Source organism: Streptomyces sp. NPDC087310, from assembly GCF_044744405.1.
Classification (GTDB): domain Bacteria; phylum Actinomycetota; class Actinomycetes; order Streptomycetales; family Streptomycetaceae; genus Streptomyces.
The window spans coordinates 971639-988692 of record NZ_JBIUYF010000002.1 but is presented as its reverse complement, the minus strand read 5'-3'; the positions used below and the strand labels follow the sequence as shown (position 1 = coordinate 988692).

The 17054-nt window shown below is 71.5% G+C and carries 18 protein-coding genes; 12 read left to right on the top strand and 6 right to left on the bottom strand.

Annotation, left to right across the window (positions count from 1 at the left end; all coding sequences use genetic code 11):
• Positions 1–5: 5 nt before the first annotated feature.
• Both ACIO3P_RS10015 and ACIO3P_RS10010 read right to left on the bottom strand, forming a co-directional pair.
• Positions 6–1340, bottom strand: coding sequence for a D-arabinono-1,4-lactone oxidase (locus tag ACIO3P_RS10015; protein WP_401848818.1), 1335 nt, complete (start codon positions 1338–1340; stop codon positions 6–8).
• Entirely contained in the window at positions 1285–2547 is a 1263-nt protein-coding gene (locus tag ACIO3P_RS10010) for an MFS transporter (RefSeq protein ID WP_401785035.1), read from the bottom strand. The genes ACIO3P_RS10015 and ACIO3P_RS10010 overlap by 56 nt, the downstream gene beginning before the upstream one ends.
• 164 nt (positions 2548–2711) lie before the next feature.
• Here ACIO3P_RS10010 and ACIO3P_RS10005 point away from each other — a divergent pair, with 164 nt between their 5' ends.
• The gene (locus ACIO3P_RS10005) at positions 2712–3839 is read left to right on the top strand and encodes a ferrochelatase (RefSeq protein ID WP_401848149.1); all 1128 of its coding nucleotides are present in this window, start codon (positions 2712–2714) and stop codon (positions 3837–3839) included.
• Positions 3840–3850: 11 nt separating this feature from the next.
• Positions 3851–4651, top strand: a complete 801-nt coding sequence (locus ACIO3P_RS10000; protein WP_329821502.1) for an inositol monophosphatase family protein — start codon at positions 3851–3853, stop codon at positions 4649–4651.
• Between the two features lie 190 nt (positions 4652–4841).
• Here ACIO3P_RS10000 and ACIO3P_RS09995 read toward each other — a convergent pair whose 3' ends face one another.
• Entirely contained in the window at positions 4842–5015 is a 174-nt protein-coding gene (locus ACIO3P_RS09995) for a hypothetical protein (protein ID WP_329821500.1), read from the bottom strand.
• Between the two features lie 335 nt (positions 5016–5350).
• Between ACIO3P_RS09995 and ACIO3P_RS09990 the strand changes: the two genes are divergently transcribed.
• The 4 genes from ACIO3P_RS09990 to ACIO3P_RS09975 all read left to right on the top strand — a co-directional run bounded on the left by ACIO3P_RS09990 (position 5351) and on the right by ACIO3P_RS09975 (position 8882).
• The gene (locus ACIO3P_RS09990) at positions 5351–6004 is read left to right on the top strand and encodes a response regulator transcription factor (protein ID WP_329821498.1); all 654 of its coding nucleotides are present in this window, start codon (positions 5351–5353) and stop codon (positions 6002–6004) included.
• 5 nt (positions 6005–6009) lie between these two features.
• Positions 6010–7242 (top strand): HAMP domain-containing sensor histidine kinase, encoded by a 1233-nt coding sequence (locus tag ACIO3P_RS09985; RefSeq protein ID WP_329821497.1) that lies wholly within the window; start codon positions 6010–6012, stop codon positions 7240–7242.
• A 406-nt stretch (positions 7243–7648) separates the two neighbouring features.
• Entirely contained in the window at positions 7649–7945 is a 297-nt protein-coding gene (locus ACIO3P_RS09980; RefSeq protein WP_030350183.1) for a DUF4193 domain-containing protein, read from the top strand.
• 13 nt (positions 7946–7958) lie between these two features.
• Positions 7959–8882: a hypothetical protein gene (locus tag ACIO3P_RS09975; protein WP_401848151.1), complete on the top strand. Its 924-nt coding sequence runs from the start codon at positions 7959–7961 to the stop codon at positions 8880–8882.
• Positions 8883–8909: 27 nt separating this feature from the next.
• On the opposite strand, the gene ACIO3P_RS09970 is transcribed toward ACIO3P_RS09975, so the two are convergent.
• Positions 8910–9368, bottom strand: a complete 459-nt coding sequence (locus ACIO3P_RS09970; RefSeq protein ID WP_401785044.1) for a DUF3093 domain-containing protein — start codon at positions 9366–9368, stop codon at positions 8910–8912.
• Positions 9369–9497: 129 nt separating this feature from the next.
• Between ACIO3P_RS09970 and dut the strand changes: the two genes are divergently transcribed.
• The 6 genes from dut (at position 9498) to ACIO3P_RS09940 (ending at position 15561) form a co-directional block, all read left to right on the top strand.
• On the top strand, positions 9498–10013 hold the full coding sequence (dut, locus tag ACIO3P_RS09965; RefSeq protein WP_329821517.1) for a dUTP diphosphatase: 516 nt from the start codon (positions 9498–9500) through the stop codon (positions 10011–10013).
• Position 10014: 1 nt separating this feature from the next.
• Entirely contained in the window at positions 10015–10806 is a 792-nt protein-coding gene (locus ACIO3P_RS09960; RefSeq protein ID WP_401785046.1) for a DUF3710 domain-containing protein, read from the top strand.
• 247 nt (positions 10807–11053) lie between these two features.
• Positions 11054–13597, top strand: coding sequence for a sensor histidine kinase KdpD (locus ACIO3P_RS09955; RefSeq protein ID WP_329821493.1), 2544 nt, complete (start codon positions 11054–11056; stop codon positions 13595–13597).
• 26 nt (positions 13598–13623) lie between these two features.
• Entirely contained in the window at positions 13624–14313 is a 690-nt protein-coding gene (locus ACIO3P_RS09950) for a response regulator (RefSeq protein ID WP_329821492.1), read from the top strand.
• A 69-nt stretch (positions 14314–14382) separates the two neighbouring features.
• Positions 14383–14769 (top strand): OB-fold nucleic acid binding domain-containing protein, encoded by a 387-nt coding sequence (locus ACIO3P_RS09945; protein WP_399298842.1) that lies wholly within the window; start codon positions 14383–14385, stop codon positions 14767–14769.
• Positions 14770–14772: 3 nt separating this feature from the next.
• The gene (locus ACIO3P_RS09940) at positions 14773–15561 is read left to right on the top strand and encodes a DUF3159 domain-containing protein (RefSeq protein WP_401848152.1); all 789 of its coding nucleotides are present in this window, start codon (positions 14773–14775) and stop codon (positions 15559–15561) included.
• Positions 15562–15708: 147 nt separating this feature from the next.
• On the opposite strand, the gene ACIO3P_RS09935 is transcribed toward ACIO3P_RS09940, so the two are convergent.
• A complete protein-coding gene (locus ACIO3P_RS09935) occupies positions 15709–16386 on the bottom strand; it encodes a TrkA family potassium uptake protein (RefSeq protein ID WP_329821490.1) in 678 nt (225 codons plus the stop codon).
• On the bottom strand, positions 16386–17054 hold the full coding sequence (locus ACIO3P_RS09930; protein WP_329821489.1) for a TrkA family potassium uptake protein: 669 nt from the start codon (positions 17052–17054) through the stop codon (positions 16386–16388). Before ACIO3P_RS09930 ends, ACIO3P_RS09935 begins: the two co-directional genes overlap by 1 nt.

Here is a 17054-nt window from a genome sequence, read left to right as displayed (position 1 = left end):
CCCCGTCAGTCCCCGAGGACCCGGCGCAGATAGTCGTTCCCGAACAGCCGGTCCGGGTCGAGCCGGTCCCGTACCGCCGTGAACTCCGCGAAGCGCGGGTACACCCCGGCGAGATACCCCGCGTCCCGTGTGTGGATCTTGCCCCAGTGCGGCCGGCCGCCGTGCGCGGTCATGATGCGTTCCACCGCCGTGAAGTACGAGCGGTGCGGCGTGCCCCGGTAGAGGTGCACGGCGATGTACGCGGTCTCCCGGCCCGAGGCCGTCGAGAGCGCGATGTCGTCGGCGGGCGCCGTGCGTATCTCCACCGGGAAACTCACCTTCAGAGGTGAGCGCTCGATCATCGCCTTGACCTCGCGCAGCGCCCCGACCGCCGCCTCCCTCGGCAGCGCGTACTCCATCTCCACGAAGCGCACCCGCCGCGGCGAGGTGAAGACCTTGTACGGAATGTCCGTGTAGGTACGGGCGGAGAGCGCCTGGCTGGAGACCTTGGCGAGGGCGGGGATCGTCGCGGGTACGGCGCGGCCGAGCGCGCAGGCCACCCGGAAGGCGCCGTTGGAGAGGAGTTCGTCCTCGATCCACCCGGGGACCCGGCCGGGCGGCGCCGCGGGACCGGCGCTGCGGTTGTTGCGCTTGGTGTTGCAGTTGCCGGTGTGCGGGAACCAGTAGAACTCGAAGTGCTCGTTCTCGGCCACGTGCTGGTCGAACTCCGCCGTGACCCGGTCGAAGGGCATCGGCTCCTCACGGGCCGTCAGCAGGAAGACCGGCTCCACCGCGAAGGTGACCGCGGTGATCACGCCCAGCGCGCCGAGGCCGATCCGCGCCACGGCGAAGATCTCCGGGTTCTCCTCGGCCGAGCAGCGCAGCAGCGCCCCGTCCGCCGTGACCAGTTCGAGCGCCCGGATCTGGGCGGCGACCGACGCGGAGTCGCGGCCGGTGCCATGGGTGCCGGTGGAGGTCGCGCCCGCGACGGTCTGCTCCATGATGTCGCCCATGTTCGTCAGCGACAGGCCCTCCCGGGCCAGCGCCGTGTTGAGGCGCTTGAGCGGGGTGCCGGCCGCCACCGTGACGGTGCCCGCGGCCCGGTCGATCTCCCGGATGCCGGTGAGCAGGTCAGGACGTACGAACACGCCGTCCGTTGCGGCGACGGAGGTGAACGAGTGCCCCGTGCCGACCGCCTTGACCCGGAGCCCGTCGGCCGCCGCCGCGCGGATCTCCCCGATCAGCTCCTCGACGGAGGAGGGGGACACCGTACGGGCCGGCCGGGCGGTCACGGTCCCCGCCCAGTTACGCCACGCGCTCGTGGTCGTCGTGCTCCTCAGGACTGTCCGGTCCCCGGTCATCCGCCCCATGCCCTCCCCGCCTCGGTACCGGCTCACGCAGCCGGCGGTACCCCAGGAACGCCACCGCGGCCGCGACGGCGCCCGCCACCACGGGCACCCTGTACCCCGCACGGGCCCCGGCGGCGTCGACCACCCAGCCGGCGGCCGAGGAGCCGAGCGCTATGCCGACCGCGAGCCCGGTACTGGTCCAGGTCATGCCCTCGGTCAGCTTGGTGCGCGGTACATGCGCTTCGACGAGGGCCATGGTGGTCACCATGGTCGGGGCAACGGAGAGGCCCGCGACGAAGAGCGCCACGGCCAGGAGCGGCAGGCTCCCGGCCAGTTGGAGGGGGATCATACTCACGGCCATCGCGCAGACACCCACCAGCCACCTCCGGGCCGGGGGACCGGCGAGGTGCAGCAGCCCGAACACCACGCCCGCGCAGCAGGACCCCAGCGCGTAGACGGAGAGCACCAGGCTCGCCGCCGCCTTGTCCCCCCGCTCCTCGGCGAAGGCGACCGTGACCACGTCGACCGCGCCGAAGATCGCCCCCGTCGCCACGAAGGTCGCCACCAGCACCCGCAGCCCGGCCGAACCGAGCGCCGAACCCCCGGTGTGCTCCGCGCGGGGCCGCGGTACGGGCTCGGTGGCCCGCTGCGCCGTCAGCCACAGGACACCGACCACCAGGAACACCCCGGCGACCAGCGGGCCCGCCTCGGGGAACCAGGCCGTCGAGAGCCCGATCGAGACGATCGGGCCGAAGATGAAGCAGATCTCGTCGATCACGGACTCCCAGGAGTACGCGGTGTGCAGCGCGCGCGGGGAGTCCCGGTGGACCGTCGCCCAGCGCGCCCGCACCATCGCCCCCACGCTCGGCATGCACCCGGTACCGGCCGCGAAGACGAAGAGCGTCCAGTCGGGGGCGCCCTGCTGGGCGCAGAGCAGCAGCCCCGCGATCGCCGTCACCGAGACGAGCATCGCCGGGCGCAGCACCCGCCGCTGGCCGTGCCGGTCGACCAGCCGGGAGACCTGCGGGCCGAGCACCGCGGCCGACATGGCCATCGCCGCCGAGACGGCGCCCGCGAGGCCGTACCGGCCGGTGAGCTGGGAGATCATCGTGACGGCGCCGATGCTCAGCATGGCGAGCGGCATCCGGCCGATCAGCCCGGCGGCGCTGAATCCCTTCGTACCGGGAACGTCGAACAGCGCACGGTAGGAACGGGGCAACGCAGGCAACGGACGCTCCGGTAAGCGATGATTCTGGCCGCGACAGCTTACGGCTGCCCAGGCGCCGCGCGCCTCCGGTTTTCCGCCGGGTTCCCGGGCGTTCCCCGGACCCGGCGGGGCGGGGCCGCCGCCCGGCGTACCGGGGCGGATGGCAGGATCGGAGCATGCCAGAACAGCCGGCGACTTCGCCCTACGACGCTCTGCTCCTGCTGTCCTTCGGTGGCCCCGAAGGCCCGGACGACGTGGTTCCGTTCCTGGAGAACGTCACCCGGGGCCGTGGCATCCCGAGGGAACGGCTCAAGGAGGTCGGCCGGCACTACTTCCTGTTCGGCGGGGTCAGCCCGATCAACGAACAGAACCGGGTGCTGCTGGACGCGCTGCGCAAGGACTTCGCCGGGCACGGCCTGGACCTGCCGGTCTACTGGGGCAACCGCAACTGGGCGCCGTACCTGACCGACACGCTGCGCGAGATGGCCGCCGACGGGCGCCGCCGGATCGCCGTCCTCGCCACCAGCGCGTACGCCTCGTACTCCGGCTGCCGCCAGTACCGCGAGGACCTGGCGGGCGCCCTCGCCACCCTGGCCGACGAGGGGATCGAACCGCCCCGCGTGGACAAGCTGCGCCACTACTTCAACCACCCCGGCTTCCTGGAGCCCATGACCGACGGGGTGCTCGCCTCCCTCGCCGACCTGCCCGAGGACGTACGGGCGGGGGCGCATCTCGCCTTCACCACCCACTCCATCCCGATCGCCGCGGCCGACACCTCGGGCCCGGCCGGGGGACACGGCGAGGGCGGCGCGTACGTCGCCCAGCACCTCGACGTCGCCCGGCTGGTGGTGGCCGCCGTCCGCGAGGAGACCGGGATCGCCCACCCCTGGCAGCTCGTCTACCAGTCACGCAGCGGCGCCCCGCACATCCCCTGGCTGGAACCGGACATCTGCGACCACCTGGAGACGCTGCACGGGGAGGGCGTCCCCGCCGTCGTGATGGCCCCCATCGGCTTCGTCTCCGACCACATGGAGGTCCTGTACGACCTCGACACGGAGGCCACCGCCAAGGCCGCCGAGCTGGGGCTGCCCGTACGCCGCTCGGCCACCGTCGGCGCGGACCCCCGGTTCGCCGCCGCCGTACGCGACCTCGTCCTGGAACGCGCCGCGGCCGAGCGCGGACGCGCCGTGGAGCGGTGTGCCCTCGGCGCGCTCGGCCCCAGCCACGACCTCTGCCCCGTCGGCTGCTGCCCGGCGCGCGCCCCCAAGCCCGCCGCCGCGGGTGCCGACAGCCCGTACGCCTGAAGGAGCCCGCTGTGACCGACGCCCTCACCGGTGAACTGCTCGCGCTCGCCCTGGAGGCCGCCCGCCGGGCCGGCGCGCTGCTGCGCGACGGACGCCCCGACGATCTGGCCGTCGCCGCCACGAAGTCCAGCCCCATCGATGTCGTCACCGAGATGGACATCGCCGCGGAGAAGCTGATCACCGGCTATCTCGCGGACCATCGCCCCGACGACGGCTTCCTCGGCGAGGAGGGCGCCAGTACGGCGGGCAGCAGCGGAGTCCGCTGGGTCATCGACCCGCTGGACGGCACCGTCAACTACCTCTACGGGCTGCCCACCTGGTCCGTCTCCATCGCCGCCGAACGCGACGGGGAGACTCTGGTGGGCGTCGTCGAGGCCCCGATGCGCCGCGAGACCTTCCGGGCCGTGCTCGGCGGCGGCGCCTTCCTGGGGGACCGCCCGCTGCGCTGCCGCCCCGCGCCGCCGCTGGAGCAGGCCCTGGTCTCCACCGGCTTCAACTACGTGACCACCGTCCGTGCCCACCAGGCGGAGATCGCCCAGCGGCTGATCCCGCGACTGCGGGACATCCGGCGCGGCGGCTCGGCGGCCATCGACCTCTGCGACGTGGCGGCCGGCCGGCTGGACGGCTACTACGAACGGGGGCTGCACCCGTGGGACCTCGCGGCGGGCGATCTCATCGCCCGTGAGGCGGGCGCCCGGACGGGTGGGCGCCCCGGTACCCGCCCCGGCTTCGATCTGGCCGTGGCAGCCCCGCCAGGCGTCTTCGAGCCCCTTCAGGAGCTGCTGGAGGGGTACGGCGCCTGGCACGACTGACCCGGCACCACGACCGCCCCGGCGCCGCGACCGAACCGGCGCGCACGACTGACCCGGCGCACGGAAGGGCCCCGGCACCGTCCCCTCGGTGCCGGGGCCCTTCTCAGCAGATCGTGTGCGGCTCTTCGTTGGATGCTCTGATATTTCGTATGTCTGTACGACTGTGTCCGTACGACTGCGATGTATCGGGTCAGACGCCGGCGGCGCCGACCTCCACACCGTGCTCGGCGGCGAGCCGACGCAGGTCGTCCAGCTCTTCCTGTTCGACATCCGCGAGGAAGTCGTCACCCGTCTCACGTGCTCGGGTGAGGTCTGTTTCCGTGGCCTTTATGCGCTGGAGAAGCCCGGCGGTGAACGCGTCCATTGCGCCCCCTCGTCGTGGGTCAGTGGCACGGGGGTGTGCCGACGGCGGGAAGATCAGGCGCCCACTGTCTTCTGGAGGACAGTTATCCGGTGGGCAGATAAGGGTGTGGCATGCCACAAACAGGGCGTGATCTCGGGTGTGAAGTCGTCTTCCCCAGGGTCCGTCTCCGAGAAACCTCTCTGACCCGACGAATCCCGTCCCGCCCCGGACGTGCCTGGTCACCCGGCATCGTCTTACCGCCGGTTTATGGCCGATACGGGCAGGATGGGCCCGCACAGCGACTGTGACGACCTGCCCTGATCACAGGAGACGGGCCCAGAGGAAGGAAAAACGACGTGCGCGTACTCGTCGTCGAGGACGAGCAACTGCTCGCCGATGCGGTGGCCACCGGACTGCGCCGGGAGGCCATGGCCGTCGACGTCGTGTACGACGGTGCGGCGGCCCTGGAGCGGATCGGGGTCAACGACTACGACGTGGTGGTGCTCGACAGAGACCTCCCGGTCGTGCACGGCGACGACGTCTGCCGCAAGATCGTCGAGCTGGGGATGCCCACCCGGGTCCTGATGCTGACCGCCTCGGGCGATGTCAGCGACCGGGTCGAGGGCCTGGAGCTGGGCGCGGACGACTATCTGCCCAAGCCCTTCGCCTTCACCGAGCTGACCGCCCGGGTCAGGGCGCTGGGACGGCGTACGACGGTGCCGCTGCCGCCCGTCCTGGAGCGCTCCGGGATCAAGCTCGACCCCAACCGCCGCGAGGTCTTCCGCGACGGCAAGGAGATCCAGCTCGCGCCCAAGGAGTTCGCGGTCCTGGAGGTCCTGATGCGCAGCGAGGGCGCGGTCGTCTCGGCCGAGCAACTCCTGGAGAAGGCGTGGGACGAGAACACCGACCCGTTCACCAATGTCGTCCGCGTGACGGTGATGACCCTGCGGCGCAAGCTCGGTGAGCCGCCCGTGATCGTCACCGTGCCCGGCTCCGGCTACCGGATCTGAGGCCGGTGGCCACCACCCCGGCGCCGCCGGCGGCGCCTCCGAAGCCGACCTGGGACCCGAGAAAGCCCGACCAGTCGCTCCCCTGGGTCCGCCCCACCATCCGCATACGTCTGACGCTGCTCTACGGCGGGATGTTCCTGATCGCGGGCATCCTGCTGCTCTCGATCATCTACCTGCTGGCCGCCCAGGCCCTGCACGTCGGCAGTGAGCTGCCGTTCCAGATCGTCAGCGGCAAGGTGAGCAGCGACACCTGCAACTTCCCCGACCAGGCGACGCCCGACCGCTTCAACACCGCGATGAACGCCTGCGTCAACCACCAGCGCCAGCAGGCGCTCGACGATCTGCTCAGCCGCTCGCTCTTCGCGCTGGTCGGGCTGAGCGTCATCGCGTTCGCCTTCGGCTACGCGATGGCCGGCCGGGTGCTGTCCCCGCTGGGCCGGATCACCCGTACCGCGCGCCGCGTGGTCGGCACCGACCTCGCGCGCCGGATCGAGCTGGACGGCCCGGACGACGAGCTGAAGGAGCTCGCCGACACCTTCGACGAGATGCTGGAACGGCTGGAGCGCGCCTTCACCGCGCAGCAGCGCTTCGTCGCGAACGCGTCGCACGAGCTCCGTACGCCGCTCGCGATCAACCGGACCCTCCTGGAGGTCCATCTCTCGGATCCGGGGGCTCCCATGGAGCTCCAGCAGCTCGGGAAGACCCTTCTGGCGACCAACGAGCGCAGCGAGCAACTGGTGGAGGGGCTGCTGCTGCTCGCCCGCAGCGACAACCAGCTCGTGGAGCGCAAGCCGGTCGACCTCGCGGAGGTCGCCACCCGCGCCGTGGACCAGGCGCTCTCCGAGGCGGAGGCGAAGGGCGTGGAGATCCGTTCGGAGTGCGTTCCGGCGGTCGTCCAGGGCAACGGCGTCCTGCTGGAGCGGATCGCCCTGAACCTGGTGCAGAACGCCGTGCGGTACAACATCCAGGAGGACGGCTGGGTGGAGGTCAGCACGGAACTCCAGCAGGGCCAGGCGGTCCTGGTGGTGTCGAACACGGGGCCCGTGGTCCCCGCGTACGAGATCGACAACCTCTTCGAGCCGTTCCGCCGCCTGCGTACGGAGCGGACCGGCAGCGACAAGGGGGTGGGTCTCGGTCTGTCGATCGCCCGCTCGGTCGCCCGCGCCCACGGCGGACGGATCTTCGCGGAGCCGCGTGAGGGGGGTGGACTGGTGATGCGTGTCACTCTCCCGATCTGAGAGACTGCGCTCGGTATTCATGCGGCGGATTACTTTGTTCGCTTTGCGCGGAATTTCCTCGATGAGTTTTTGGCGGATCCTTGTGTGATCGATCACAGGGGCGAATTCCCGCCTATCGACTCTGTGTGATCAAGCCTTCATCGGAAAGCCGGTAAAGTCCGGGTTTCCGGGGGTCGTGATCACGGGAAGTACACGGGGTGGCGCCCGTGCGGCAGGAAAGAGGGACCGTGTACGGTCCCCCTCGCCACCCGAAGCCGATCACTCCTGAGGAGTCCGGTTGGGTGTCGATTGAGTAACAGACCTTGATGTGAGGCAAAATCTCCGCCTCAGGTCGGGCACAAGTCCGGCCTCTCACGCGTTACGTGCGCTGAGACACCACAGACACCCAGAGGGGGAGAGCGACGACATGGCAACGGATTACGACACCCCACGCAAGACCGATGACGACGTCGATCAGGACAGCCTTGAGGAACTGAAGGCCCGTCGGAACGACAAGTCGACCTCGGCGGTCGACGTCGACGAGTTCGAGCAGGCCGAGGGCCTTGAGCTGCCCGGCGCGGATCTCTCCAACGAGGAGCTGTCCGTCCGGGTCCTGCCGCGGCAGGCCGACGAGTTCACGTGCATGAGCTGCTTCCTCGTGCACCACCGCTCCCAGCTCGCCCGGGAGAAGAACGGTCAGCCCATCTGCCGCGACTGCGACTGAGGTCCGACAGGCCGTGGCAGGCGACACACCGTTCCGGAAACGGCGCTTCCGGCGCAAGAACGCCCCGGAGGCACCGGATACGTATCAGGGCGGCTCAGGCCCGGCAGAAGGCGATCAGCCCGCTGCCGAGCACTCCGCCCTGCTGCCCCAGCACGGCGCGCACGAGGACGAGCGGGGCCGGTCGGCCTCGCTCGAAGCCGTCCGGGACGACCACGGCGGCCCCACGACCGGGGGCCGGCGCCTGGACAGCGTGAAACGGGGCGTGCGCAAGGGGAGTGACGGAGCCAAGGCGGCCCTGGCGTTCGTCGCCGACCGGATCATCGAGAACGCACCCCGGATCCCGGTCCGCGACCTCGCGACCCTGCGCGCCCAGTTCCCGGGCCTCGGCCCCGAGGAGCTGGCCGACAAACTGGTCGCGGGCGCCGCGAACAGCAGCTCCACCGTCGGGGCGGGCGTCGGCGCCGCCGCGATGATGCCCGTACCACCCGCGATGCCGGCCGAACTGGCCGCCGAGATCACCGCCGTCGCCGCGATCGAGCTGAAGCTCATCGCGGAGCTGCACGAGGTCTACGGACAGCGCGCGCCCGGCACGCTCAGGGAGCGCAGCGCCGCCTATCTGACGTCCTGGACCGAGGAGCGCGGCGTCGACATCACCAAGCCGTCGTCCTTCAACGGCGCGCTCAGCGGCGGCATGAAGCGCGAGCTGCGCCACCAGATCACCAAGCGCATGGTCCGCAGCCTGCCCAACCTGGTCCCCTTCATGATCGGGGCCGCCGTGGGCGCCCTGATGAACCGGCGGGACACCAAGAAGGTCGCCGAACACGTCCGCAAGGACCTGCGGACCCGCCAGGTGCCCTGGGACGCGCTGCCCGCCCTGCCGCCCCTGGAGCGGCCCGACGAGCTGCCGCCGGGTCTGCCCGAGGAGCTGGGCCACTAGCGGCCACCAGGACCTCCCCGCCGGGTCTCAGCCCGTACGTACCGCGTCCAGCGCCGCCGCCAGCGCCTGCGGGGTCCTGGTCGACAGATAGACGTACGGCGTCGGGTCGTCCGGATCCGTGATCTCCACCCGCAGCGCCGTCGGCACATAGCTGCGCAGCAGCATGAAGGCGCGCGGGTCGGCCTTCTCCAGCCGCCAGGCCCGCGCCTCCTCCGGATCCAGCACCTCGGCCGCGCCGAGCGCCGCGACGGGGATCCGCGCGTCGCCCGCGACCAGCGAGTCCGCCACCACCCGGATCCGCGCGGAGCCGTAAGCGCTGACCCCGGCCGCCGCGAGCGCGCCCGCCACGATCACCCCGCCGAGCATCGGCAGCGCGCCCAGTGGCAGCGTCATCAGGCCGCCTGCCACGGCGAGGAGAGCGGCGATACCCCACCAGGCGGGGGGTGCGGTCAGGCGTTCGTCGTAACGCGCGGGGGAAGGCTCCATGGAGCCAAGCTTGGCACGGTGCGCCCCACGGGCGACCGCGCGGGTAAGGTCTGCGCCTGTGAGTAACGTGCCATCCCCGGGGACGACCCCCGCACCCCGCGCGGAGCCAGAGGTGACCCCATGAGTCCGGTGCCCGGTGCTCCGGTGGACGTACTGATCCGCCGCGTCGACCCGGAGGTCCCGCTGCCCTCGTACGCGCACCCGGGCGACGCGGGGGCCGATCTGGTCACCACGGAGGCCGCCGAGCTGGCCCCCGGCGAGCGTGCCGTGCTGCCGACCGGCATCTCCGTCGCCCTGCCCGACGGCTACGCGGCCTTCGTGCACCCGCGCTCCGGGCTCGCCGCCCGCTGCGGGGTCGCGCTGGTGAATGCCCCCGGGACGGTGGATGCCGGGTACCGTGGGGAGATCAAAGTGATCGTGGTCAATCTGGACCCCCGCGAGAGCGTGCGGTTCGAGCGGTTCGACCGGATTGCCCAGCTCGTCGTCCAGCAGGTCGAGAAGGTGCGCTTCCACGAGGTGGCGGAGCTTCCCGGTTCCGCGCGGGCCGAGGGGGGCTTCGGGTCCACCGGCGGTCATGCCGCCGTGGGCGGGGTACAGGGTGGGAATCGATACGCTTCGGTCGTATCCGACCGGGAAGGACAGTGACGTGTTCGGACGTCGCAAGAAAAGTGGTTCCGCCGAGGACGAGGCGGGGACAGCGGGCGAGACCGAGCAGTTCATCGACGCCGCCGGTGAGGACACCGGGGACGCCGACGACACCGAGGCGGCGCCCGCGCCCCGCCGTGCGAACCTTCCGCCGGCGCCCAGGCCCGACGGTCCCTGGGACATCTCCGAGGTCTCCAGGCCCGACGAGGGCCGTGTCGACCTCGGGGGCATCTTCGTCCCCGCGGTCGAGGGCATGGAGCTGCGCGTAGAGGTCGCCGGTGACGCGATCGTCGCCGCCACGGTCGTCGTACGGGACAGCGCCGTACAGCTCCAAGCCTTCGCCGCGCCCAAGAAGGAGGGCATCTGGGGCGAGGTCCGCGAGGAGATCGCCACGGGCATCACCCAGCAGGGCGGCATCATCGACGAGGTCGAGGGTCCGCTGGGCTGGGAGCTGCGCGCGCAGGTCCCCGTACAGCTCCCGGACGGCACCGGAGGCGTACAGCTCGTGCGCTTCATCGGGGTCGACGGCCCGCGCTGGTTCCTGCGCGGGGTGATCTCCGGGCAGGGCGCGGTGCAGCCCGAGGCCGCCGGGCTGCTGGAGCAGATCTTCCGGGACACCGTCGTCGTCCGCGGGGAGGGCCCGATGGCGCCCCGCGACCCGATCGTCCTCAAGCTCCCGGACGACGCGCAGATGGTCGCCGAGGGCGTCCAGCAGGAGGACCAGGAGAGCTCACGCTTCTCCGGTGGGATGGGACAGCTCCAGCGCGGTCCCGAGATCACCGAGGTGCGCTGACACCCGTAAGGGCAGGAGATGGGCCGTACCCCGGGCGGGGTACGGCCCATCCGCGTGACGGGGCGCGCCGCGCGTCGGCCGCCCCCGTTCGCCGCGCCTCGGCCGGCCCCCGTCCCGCGCCGTCAGAATCGTGTCAAAACCGGCCCGGGACCCCCTCGTGGCGACCGCGCGCGTCGTCACCGGCGGTAGTTTCGTCAGGACGGTCGGCAGGTCGGGCACGCCGGCCCTTCTGGAAGACAATGGGGCCATGGGACGCGGCAAGCTTCGTATCTACCTGGGCGCGGCACCGGGCGTCGGCAAGACGTACGCGATGCTCTCCGAGGCGCACCGCCGGGTGGAGCGGGGCACGGACTGTGTCGTCGGGTTCGTCGAGCACCACGACCGGCCGCGTACGGAAGTGATGCTGCACGGCCTGGAGGCGGTCGAGCGGCGCGAACTGGAGTACCGCGGGACCGTCTTCACCGAGATGGACGTCGACGCCGTCCTGGAGCGCCGCCCCGCCGTCGCGCTGGTGGACGAGCTGGCCCACACCAACGTGCCCGGCTCCCGCAACGCCAAGCGCTGGCAGGACGTCGAGGAACTGCTCAAGGCCGGCATCGAGGTCGTCTCCACCGTCAACATCCAGCACCTGGAATCGCTCGGTGACGTCGTCGAGTCGATAACCGGGGTACGGCAGCGCGAGACCGTCCCCGACGAGATGGTCCGGCGCGCCGACCAGATCGAACTGGTCGACATGTCGCCCCAGGCGCTGCGCCGCCGGATGGCCCACGGCAACGTCTACAAGCCCGACAAGGTCGACGCCGCGCTCTCCCACTACTTCCGCCCCGGCAACCTCACCGCGCTGCGCGAGCTGGCGCTGCTCTGGGTCGCGGACCGGGTGGACGAATACCTCCAGCAGTACCGCGGCGAGCACAACATCCGTACCACCTGGCAGGCCCGCGAGCGGATCGTCGTCGGCCTCACCGGCGGCCCCGAGGGCCGTACGCTGATCCGCCGCGCCGCCCGGATGGCCGCCAAGGGGTCCGGCAGCGAGATCCTGGCCGTCTACATAGCCCGCAGCGACGGCCTCACGGCCGCCTCGCCCAAGGAGCTGGCGGTCCAGCGCAAGCTGGTCGAGGACCTGGGCGGCACCTTCCACCATGTGATCGGCGACGACATCCCCTCCGCGCTGCTGGAGTTCGCGCGCGGCGTCAACGCCACCCAGATCGTGCTGGGCTCCAGCCGCCGCAAGACCTGGCAGTACATCTTCGGCCCCGGTGTGGGCGCCACCGTGGCGCGCGAGTCGGGGCCCGACCTGGACGTGCACATCGTCACGCACGAGGAGGTCGCCAAGGGGCGCGGGCTGCCCGGCGCGCGCGGCGCCCGCCTCGGCCGCTCCCGGCTCATCTGGGGCTGGCTGGCCGGGGTCGTCGCGCCCGTCCTGCTGGCGGTGCTGCTGACCGCGCTGAACAACACCCTCGGGCTCGCCAACGACGTCCTGCTCTTCCTCTTCCTGACCGTACTGGCCGCCCTGCTCGGCGGGTTGCGGCCCGCGCTCGCCTCGGCCGCCGTGGGGTCGATGCTGCTCAACTTCTACTTCACGCCGCCCACCCACAACCTGACCATCCAGGACCCCAAGAACCTGGTCGCCATCGTGATCTTCTTCGCGGTGGCCGTGGCGGTGGCCTCCGTGGTGGACCTGGCGGCCCGCCGTACCCATACGGCCTCCCGGCTGCGCGCCGAGTCCGAGATCCTGTCCTTCCTCGCGGGCAGCGTGCTGCGCGGGGAGACGGCCCTGGACGCCCTGCTGGAGCGGGTCCGCGAGACCTTCGCCATGGAGTCCGTCGCGCTGCTCGAACGCAAGAGCGACGTCGACCCGTGGACCCGGGCCGGCAGCGTGGGCCCCCAGCCCGTCGACCGCCCCGAGTCCGCCGATGTGGACATGCCCGTCGGCGACCACATGGCGCTGGCGCTCTCCGGGCGGGTGCTGCCCGCGGAGGACCGCCGGGTGCTCGCCGCGTTCGCCGCGCAGGCCGCCGTCGTACTCGACCGCCAGCGCCTGGTCGGCGAGGCCGAGCAGGCCCGCGCGCTCGCCGAGGGCAACCGCATCCGTACGGCCCTGCTCGCCGCCGTCAGCCACGATCTGCGCACCCCGCTGGCCGGCATCAAGGCCGCGGTCTCCTCGCTCCGCTCCGACGACGTCGAATGGTCCGAGGAGGACCAGGCGGAGCTGCTGGAGGGCATCGAGCACGGCGCGGACCGCCTCGACCACCTCGTGGGCAACCTCCTCGACATGTCCCGGCTCCAGACCGGCACCGTCACCCCGCTGATGCGCGAGATCGACCTGGACGAGGTCGTCCCGATGGCGCTCGGCGGCGTACCGGAGAACAGCGTGGAGCTGGACATCCCCGAGTCGCTGCCCATGGTGGCCGTCGACCCCGGGCTGCTGGAGCGCGCGGTCGCCAACATCGTCGAGAACGCCGTCAAGTACAGCCCCGAGGGGCGGCGCGTCACCGTCGCCGCCAGCGCGCTCGGCGCCCGGGTCGAGGTACGGGTGGTGGACCGCGGCCCCGGCGTCCCCGAGGACGCCAAGGAACGTATCTTCGAACCCTTCCAGCGCCACGGCGACGCCCCGCGCGGGGCCGGCGTCGGCCTCGGGCTCGCCGTCGCCCGCGGCTTCGTGGACGCGATGGGCGGCACCCTCGCCGCCGAGGACACCCCCGGCGGCGGCCTGACCATGGTGCTCACCCTCTCCGCGGCGGCCGGCCCCGTGCCGGCGCGCCCCGAACCTCCCGCCCGGGTCGGCTCATGACCGGGACAGCAGAAAGGCGGACCTCTATGACCCGGGTGCTCGTGGTCGACGACGAGCCACAGATCGTACGGGCTCTCGTGATCAATCTGAGGGCACGCAAGTACGAGGTGGACGCGGCCTCCGACGGCGCGACCGCGCTGGAGCTGGCGGCGGCGCGCCACCCCGACGTGGTCGTGCTCGACCTCGGGCTGCCGGACATGGACGGTGTCGAGGTGATCAAGGGCCTGCGCGGCTGGACGCGCGTCCCGATCCTGGTGCTCTCCGCACGCCACACCTCCGACGAGAAGGTCGAGGCGCTGGACGCGGGCGCCGACGACTACGTCACCAAGCCGTTCGGCATGGACGAGCTGCTGGCCCGGCTGCGCGCCGCGGTCCGCCGGGCCGAACCGCTCGGCGGGGACGGCGACGAGACCGTCGCCGTGGTCGAGACGGCGGGGTTCACCGTCGACCTGGCGGCGAAGAAGGTGCACCGCGAGGGCCGCGACGTACGGCTCACCCCGACCGAATGGCACCTGCTGGAGGTCCTGGTACGGAACACGGGCCGGCTGGTCAGCCAGAAGCAGCTCCTCCAGGAGGTCTGGGGCCCCTCGTACGGCACCGAGACCAACTACCTGCGGGTCTACATGGCCCAGCTCCGGCGGAAGCTGGAGGCGGACCCCTCGCACCCCCGGCACTTCGTCACAGAGCCGGGCATGGGCTACCGCTTCGAACGGTGATCCGATTCCGGTGATCCGGTTGCGCCGTTGCGTTCTCCTGTCGCACCCGTACCCCGGTACCCTTCAGACATGAGTGCTGAGAAGCCGACCGGCCGCTTCCGCCGGATGCTCGACCGGCTCTCCAGCTCCCAGGAGGATCTGGAGTCCGAGGAGCTGCGCGAGGACGCCCAGGCGTCCGGATGCACCCGTATCTCCGAGTGCGACGACCGCCAGATCGTCCGGGTGGCTGGTACGTTGCGGACGGTCACCCTGCGACCCCGGGCCGGTGTGCCCGCGCTGGAGGCGGAGCTGTTCGACGGCACCGCGCCGTTGGACGTGGTGTGGCTGGGCCGGCGCTCCATCGTGGGCATAGAGCCGGGCCGCAAGCTGATCGCCTCCGGCCGGATCTCCCTGAGCCACGGCCGGCGGGTGCTGTTCAATCCCAAATACGAACTCCGACCGCTCGGACAGGAGTAGCCGGTGACGTCACCCGACAAGCCCACCGCCCCGACCGTTTCCCCCGCACCGTCCTCATCCGCGGCACCCGACCCGGACGGTGATGCGAAAGCCGTCACGGAGGCGGCGCTCTTCGAGGCGTTCGGCGGCGTGCGCGGCATGGTGGAGACGGTCCTTCCCGGCCTGCTCTTCGTCACGATCTTCACCGTCAACAAGGACCTGCACACCTCGGCGATCGCGGCGCTCGCCGTCTCGCTGCTGCTGGTGGTGGTGCGGCTGATCCGCCGGGACACCGTCAAGCACGCCTTCAGCGGGGTCTTCGGCGTCGCCTTCGGTGTCGTCTTCGCGATGATGACCGGCAACGCCAAGGACTTCTACCTCCCCGGCATGCTCTACACGCTGGGGCTGGCACTCGCCTACATCATCACCACGCTGGCGGGCGTGCCGCTGATCGGCCTGATCCTGGGCCCGGTCTTCAAGGAGAACCTCTCCTGGCGCACCCGCAACCCCGGCCGCAAGAAGGCGTACGCCAAGGCCAGTTGGGCCTGGGGGCTGATCCTGCTCGCCAAGTGCGCGATCCTCTTCCCGCTCTACTGGTGGGCGGACACGACACAGCTCGGCTGGGTGCTGATCTCGCTCAAGATCCCGCCGTTCCTGCTGGCCGTCTATCTGACCTGGGTCTTCCTCGCGAAGGCGCCCCCGCCGATCGACGTCTTCGCCGAGATGGAGGCGGAGGAGCAGGCCGAGAAGGAGCGCGCGGCGCAGGCCGCCGCCGTGACCGGCGACCGGGGCCCGGCCAGGCACCGGAGGTAGCACACGTACAGACGAATCGCCGGGGACGGGCAGCGGCCCGTCCCCGGCGATTCGTGCGTACCGGCGATCCGTCTCGGCGATGCGCGGGTACGGGACGTCCCGTCAGTCCGCGTCCCGTACGCACGCGTGCCGTCAGTCCGCGTCCGGTCAGTCCGCGGTGTCCTCGCGGCGTACCGACAGCAGATCCTCCAACTGCTCCTCGCGCGCCTGCGCCGCCACGAACAGCAGCTCGTCGCCCGCCTCCAGCGTCTCCTCCGGATGGGGCGTCAGCACCCGCGTCCCCCGGATGATCGTCACCAGCGAGGTGTCCTCCGGCCAGTTCACCGAACCGACCTGCGTCCCGGTCACCGCGGACTCCGGCGGCAGCGTCAGCTCGACCAGGTTGGCGTCGCCGTGGCTGAAGCGCAGCAGCCGTACGAGATCGCCGACGCTCACCGCCTCCTCCACCAGCGCCGACATCAGCCGCGGTGTCGACACGGCGACATCGACGCCCCACGACTCGTTGAACAGCCACTCGTTCTTGGGGTTGTTGACCCGGGCGACCACCCGCGGCACGCCGTACTCCGTCTTGGCGAGCAGCGACACGACCAGGTTGACCTTGTCGTCACCGGTCGCGGCGATCACCACGTTGCAGCGCTGGAGCGCCGCCTCGTCCAGCGAGGTGATCTCGCAGGCGTCCGCCAGCAGCCACTCGGCGAGCGGCACCCGCTCCACCGAGATGGCGGTCGGCGCCTTGTCGACCAGCAGCACCTCGTGCCCGTTCTCCAGCAGCTCCGCCGCGATGGAACGACCCACCGCGCCGGCCCCGGCAATCGCGACGCGCATCAGTTCCCGCCTCCGTCCGGGCCCTCGGCGAATGCCGCCTCGACCTTCTCTATGTCGTCCGTACGCATCATCACGTGGACGAGATCGCCCTCCTGGAGCACCGTCTGCGACGTCGGCAGCATCGCTTCGCCCAACCGGGTGAGGAACGCCACGCGGACGCCCGTCTCCTCCTGGAGCGTGCTGATCTTGTGGCCGATCCAGCTCTCCGCCGTATGGACCTCGGCGAGCTGCACCCCGCCGCTCGGGTCGCGCCACAGCGGCTCCGCCCCGGACGGCAGCAGACGGCGCATCATCTGGTCGGCGGTCCAGCGGACCGTGGCCACGGTCGGGATCCCGAGCCGCTGGTAGACCTCGGCGCGGCGCGGGTCGTAGATACGGGCCGCGACGTTCTCGATGCCGAACATCTCGCGGGCCACCCGGGCGGCGATGATGTTGGAGTTGTCACCGCTGCTCACCGCGGCGAACGCCCCGGCGTCCTCGATGCCCGCCTCGCGCAGGGTGTCCTGGTCGAAGCCGACACCGCTGACGCGGCGGCCACCGAAGCCGGAGCCGAGCCGGCGGAACGCTGTGGGGTCCTGGTCGATGACGGCGACCGTGTGCCCTTGCTGCTCCAGGTTCTGCGCGAGTGCGGCGCCCACCCGGCCGCAGCCCATGATGACGATATGCAC

Bases quoted from the DNA above. Each gene is read 5' to 3' on its own strand.
- ACIO3P_RS10015 (WP_401848818.1), bottom strand. From the start codon at position 1,340: ATGACCGGGGACCGGACAGTCCTGAGGAGCACGACGACCACGAGCGCG.
- ACIO3P_RS09945 (WP_399298842.1), top strand. From the start codon at position 14,383: ATGAGTGCTGAGAAGCCGACCGGCCGCTTCCGCCGGATGCTCGACCGG.
- ACIO3P_RS09970 (WP_401785044.1), bottom strand. From the start codon at position 9,368: ATGGAGCCTTCCCCCGCGCGTTACGACGAACGCCTGACCGCACCCCCC.
- ACIO3P_RS09950 (WP_329821492.1), top strand. From the start codon at position 13,624: ATGACCCGGGTGCTCGTGGTCGACGACGAGCCACAGATCGTACGGGCT.
- ACIO3P_RS10005 (WP_401848149.1), top strand. From the start codon at position 2,712: ATGCCAGAACAGCCGGCGACTTCGCCCTACGACGCTCTGCTCCTGCTG.
- ACIO3P_RS09955 (WP_329821493.1), top strand. From the start codon at position 11,054: ATGGGACGCGGCAAGCTTCGTATCTACCTGGGCGCGGCACCGGGCGTC.
- ACIO3P_RS09935 (WP_329821490.1), bottom strand. From the start codon at position 16,386: ATGCGCGTCGCGATTGCCGGGGCCGGCGCGGTGGGTCGTTCCATCGCG.
- ACIO3P_RS09980 (WP_030350183.1), top strand. From the start codon at position 7,649: ATGGCAACGGATTACGACACCCCACGCAAGACCGATGACGACGTCGAT.
- ACIO3P_RS09995 (WP_329821500.1), bottom strand. From the start codon at position 5,015: ATGGACGCGTTCACCGCCGGGCTTCTCCAGCGCATAAAGGCCACGGAA.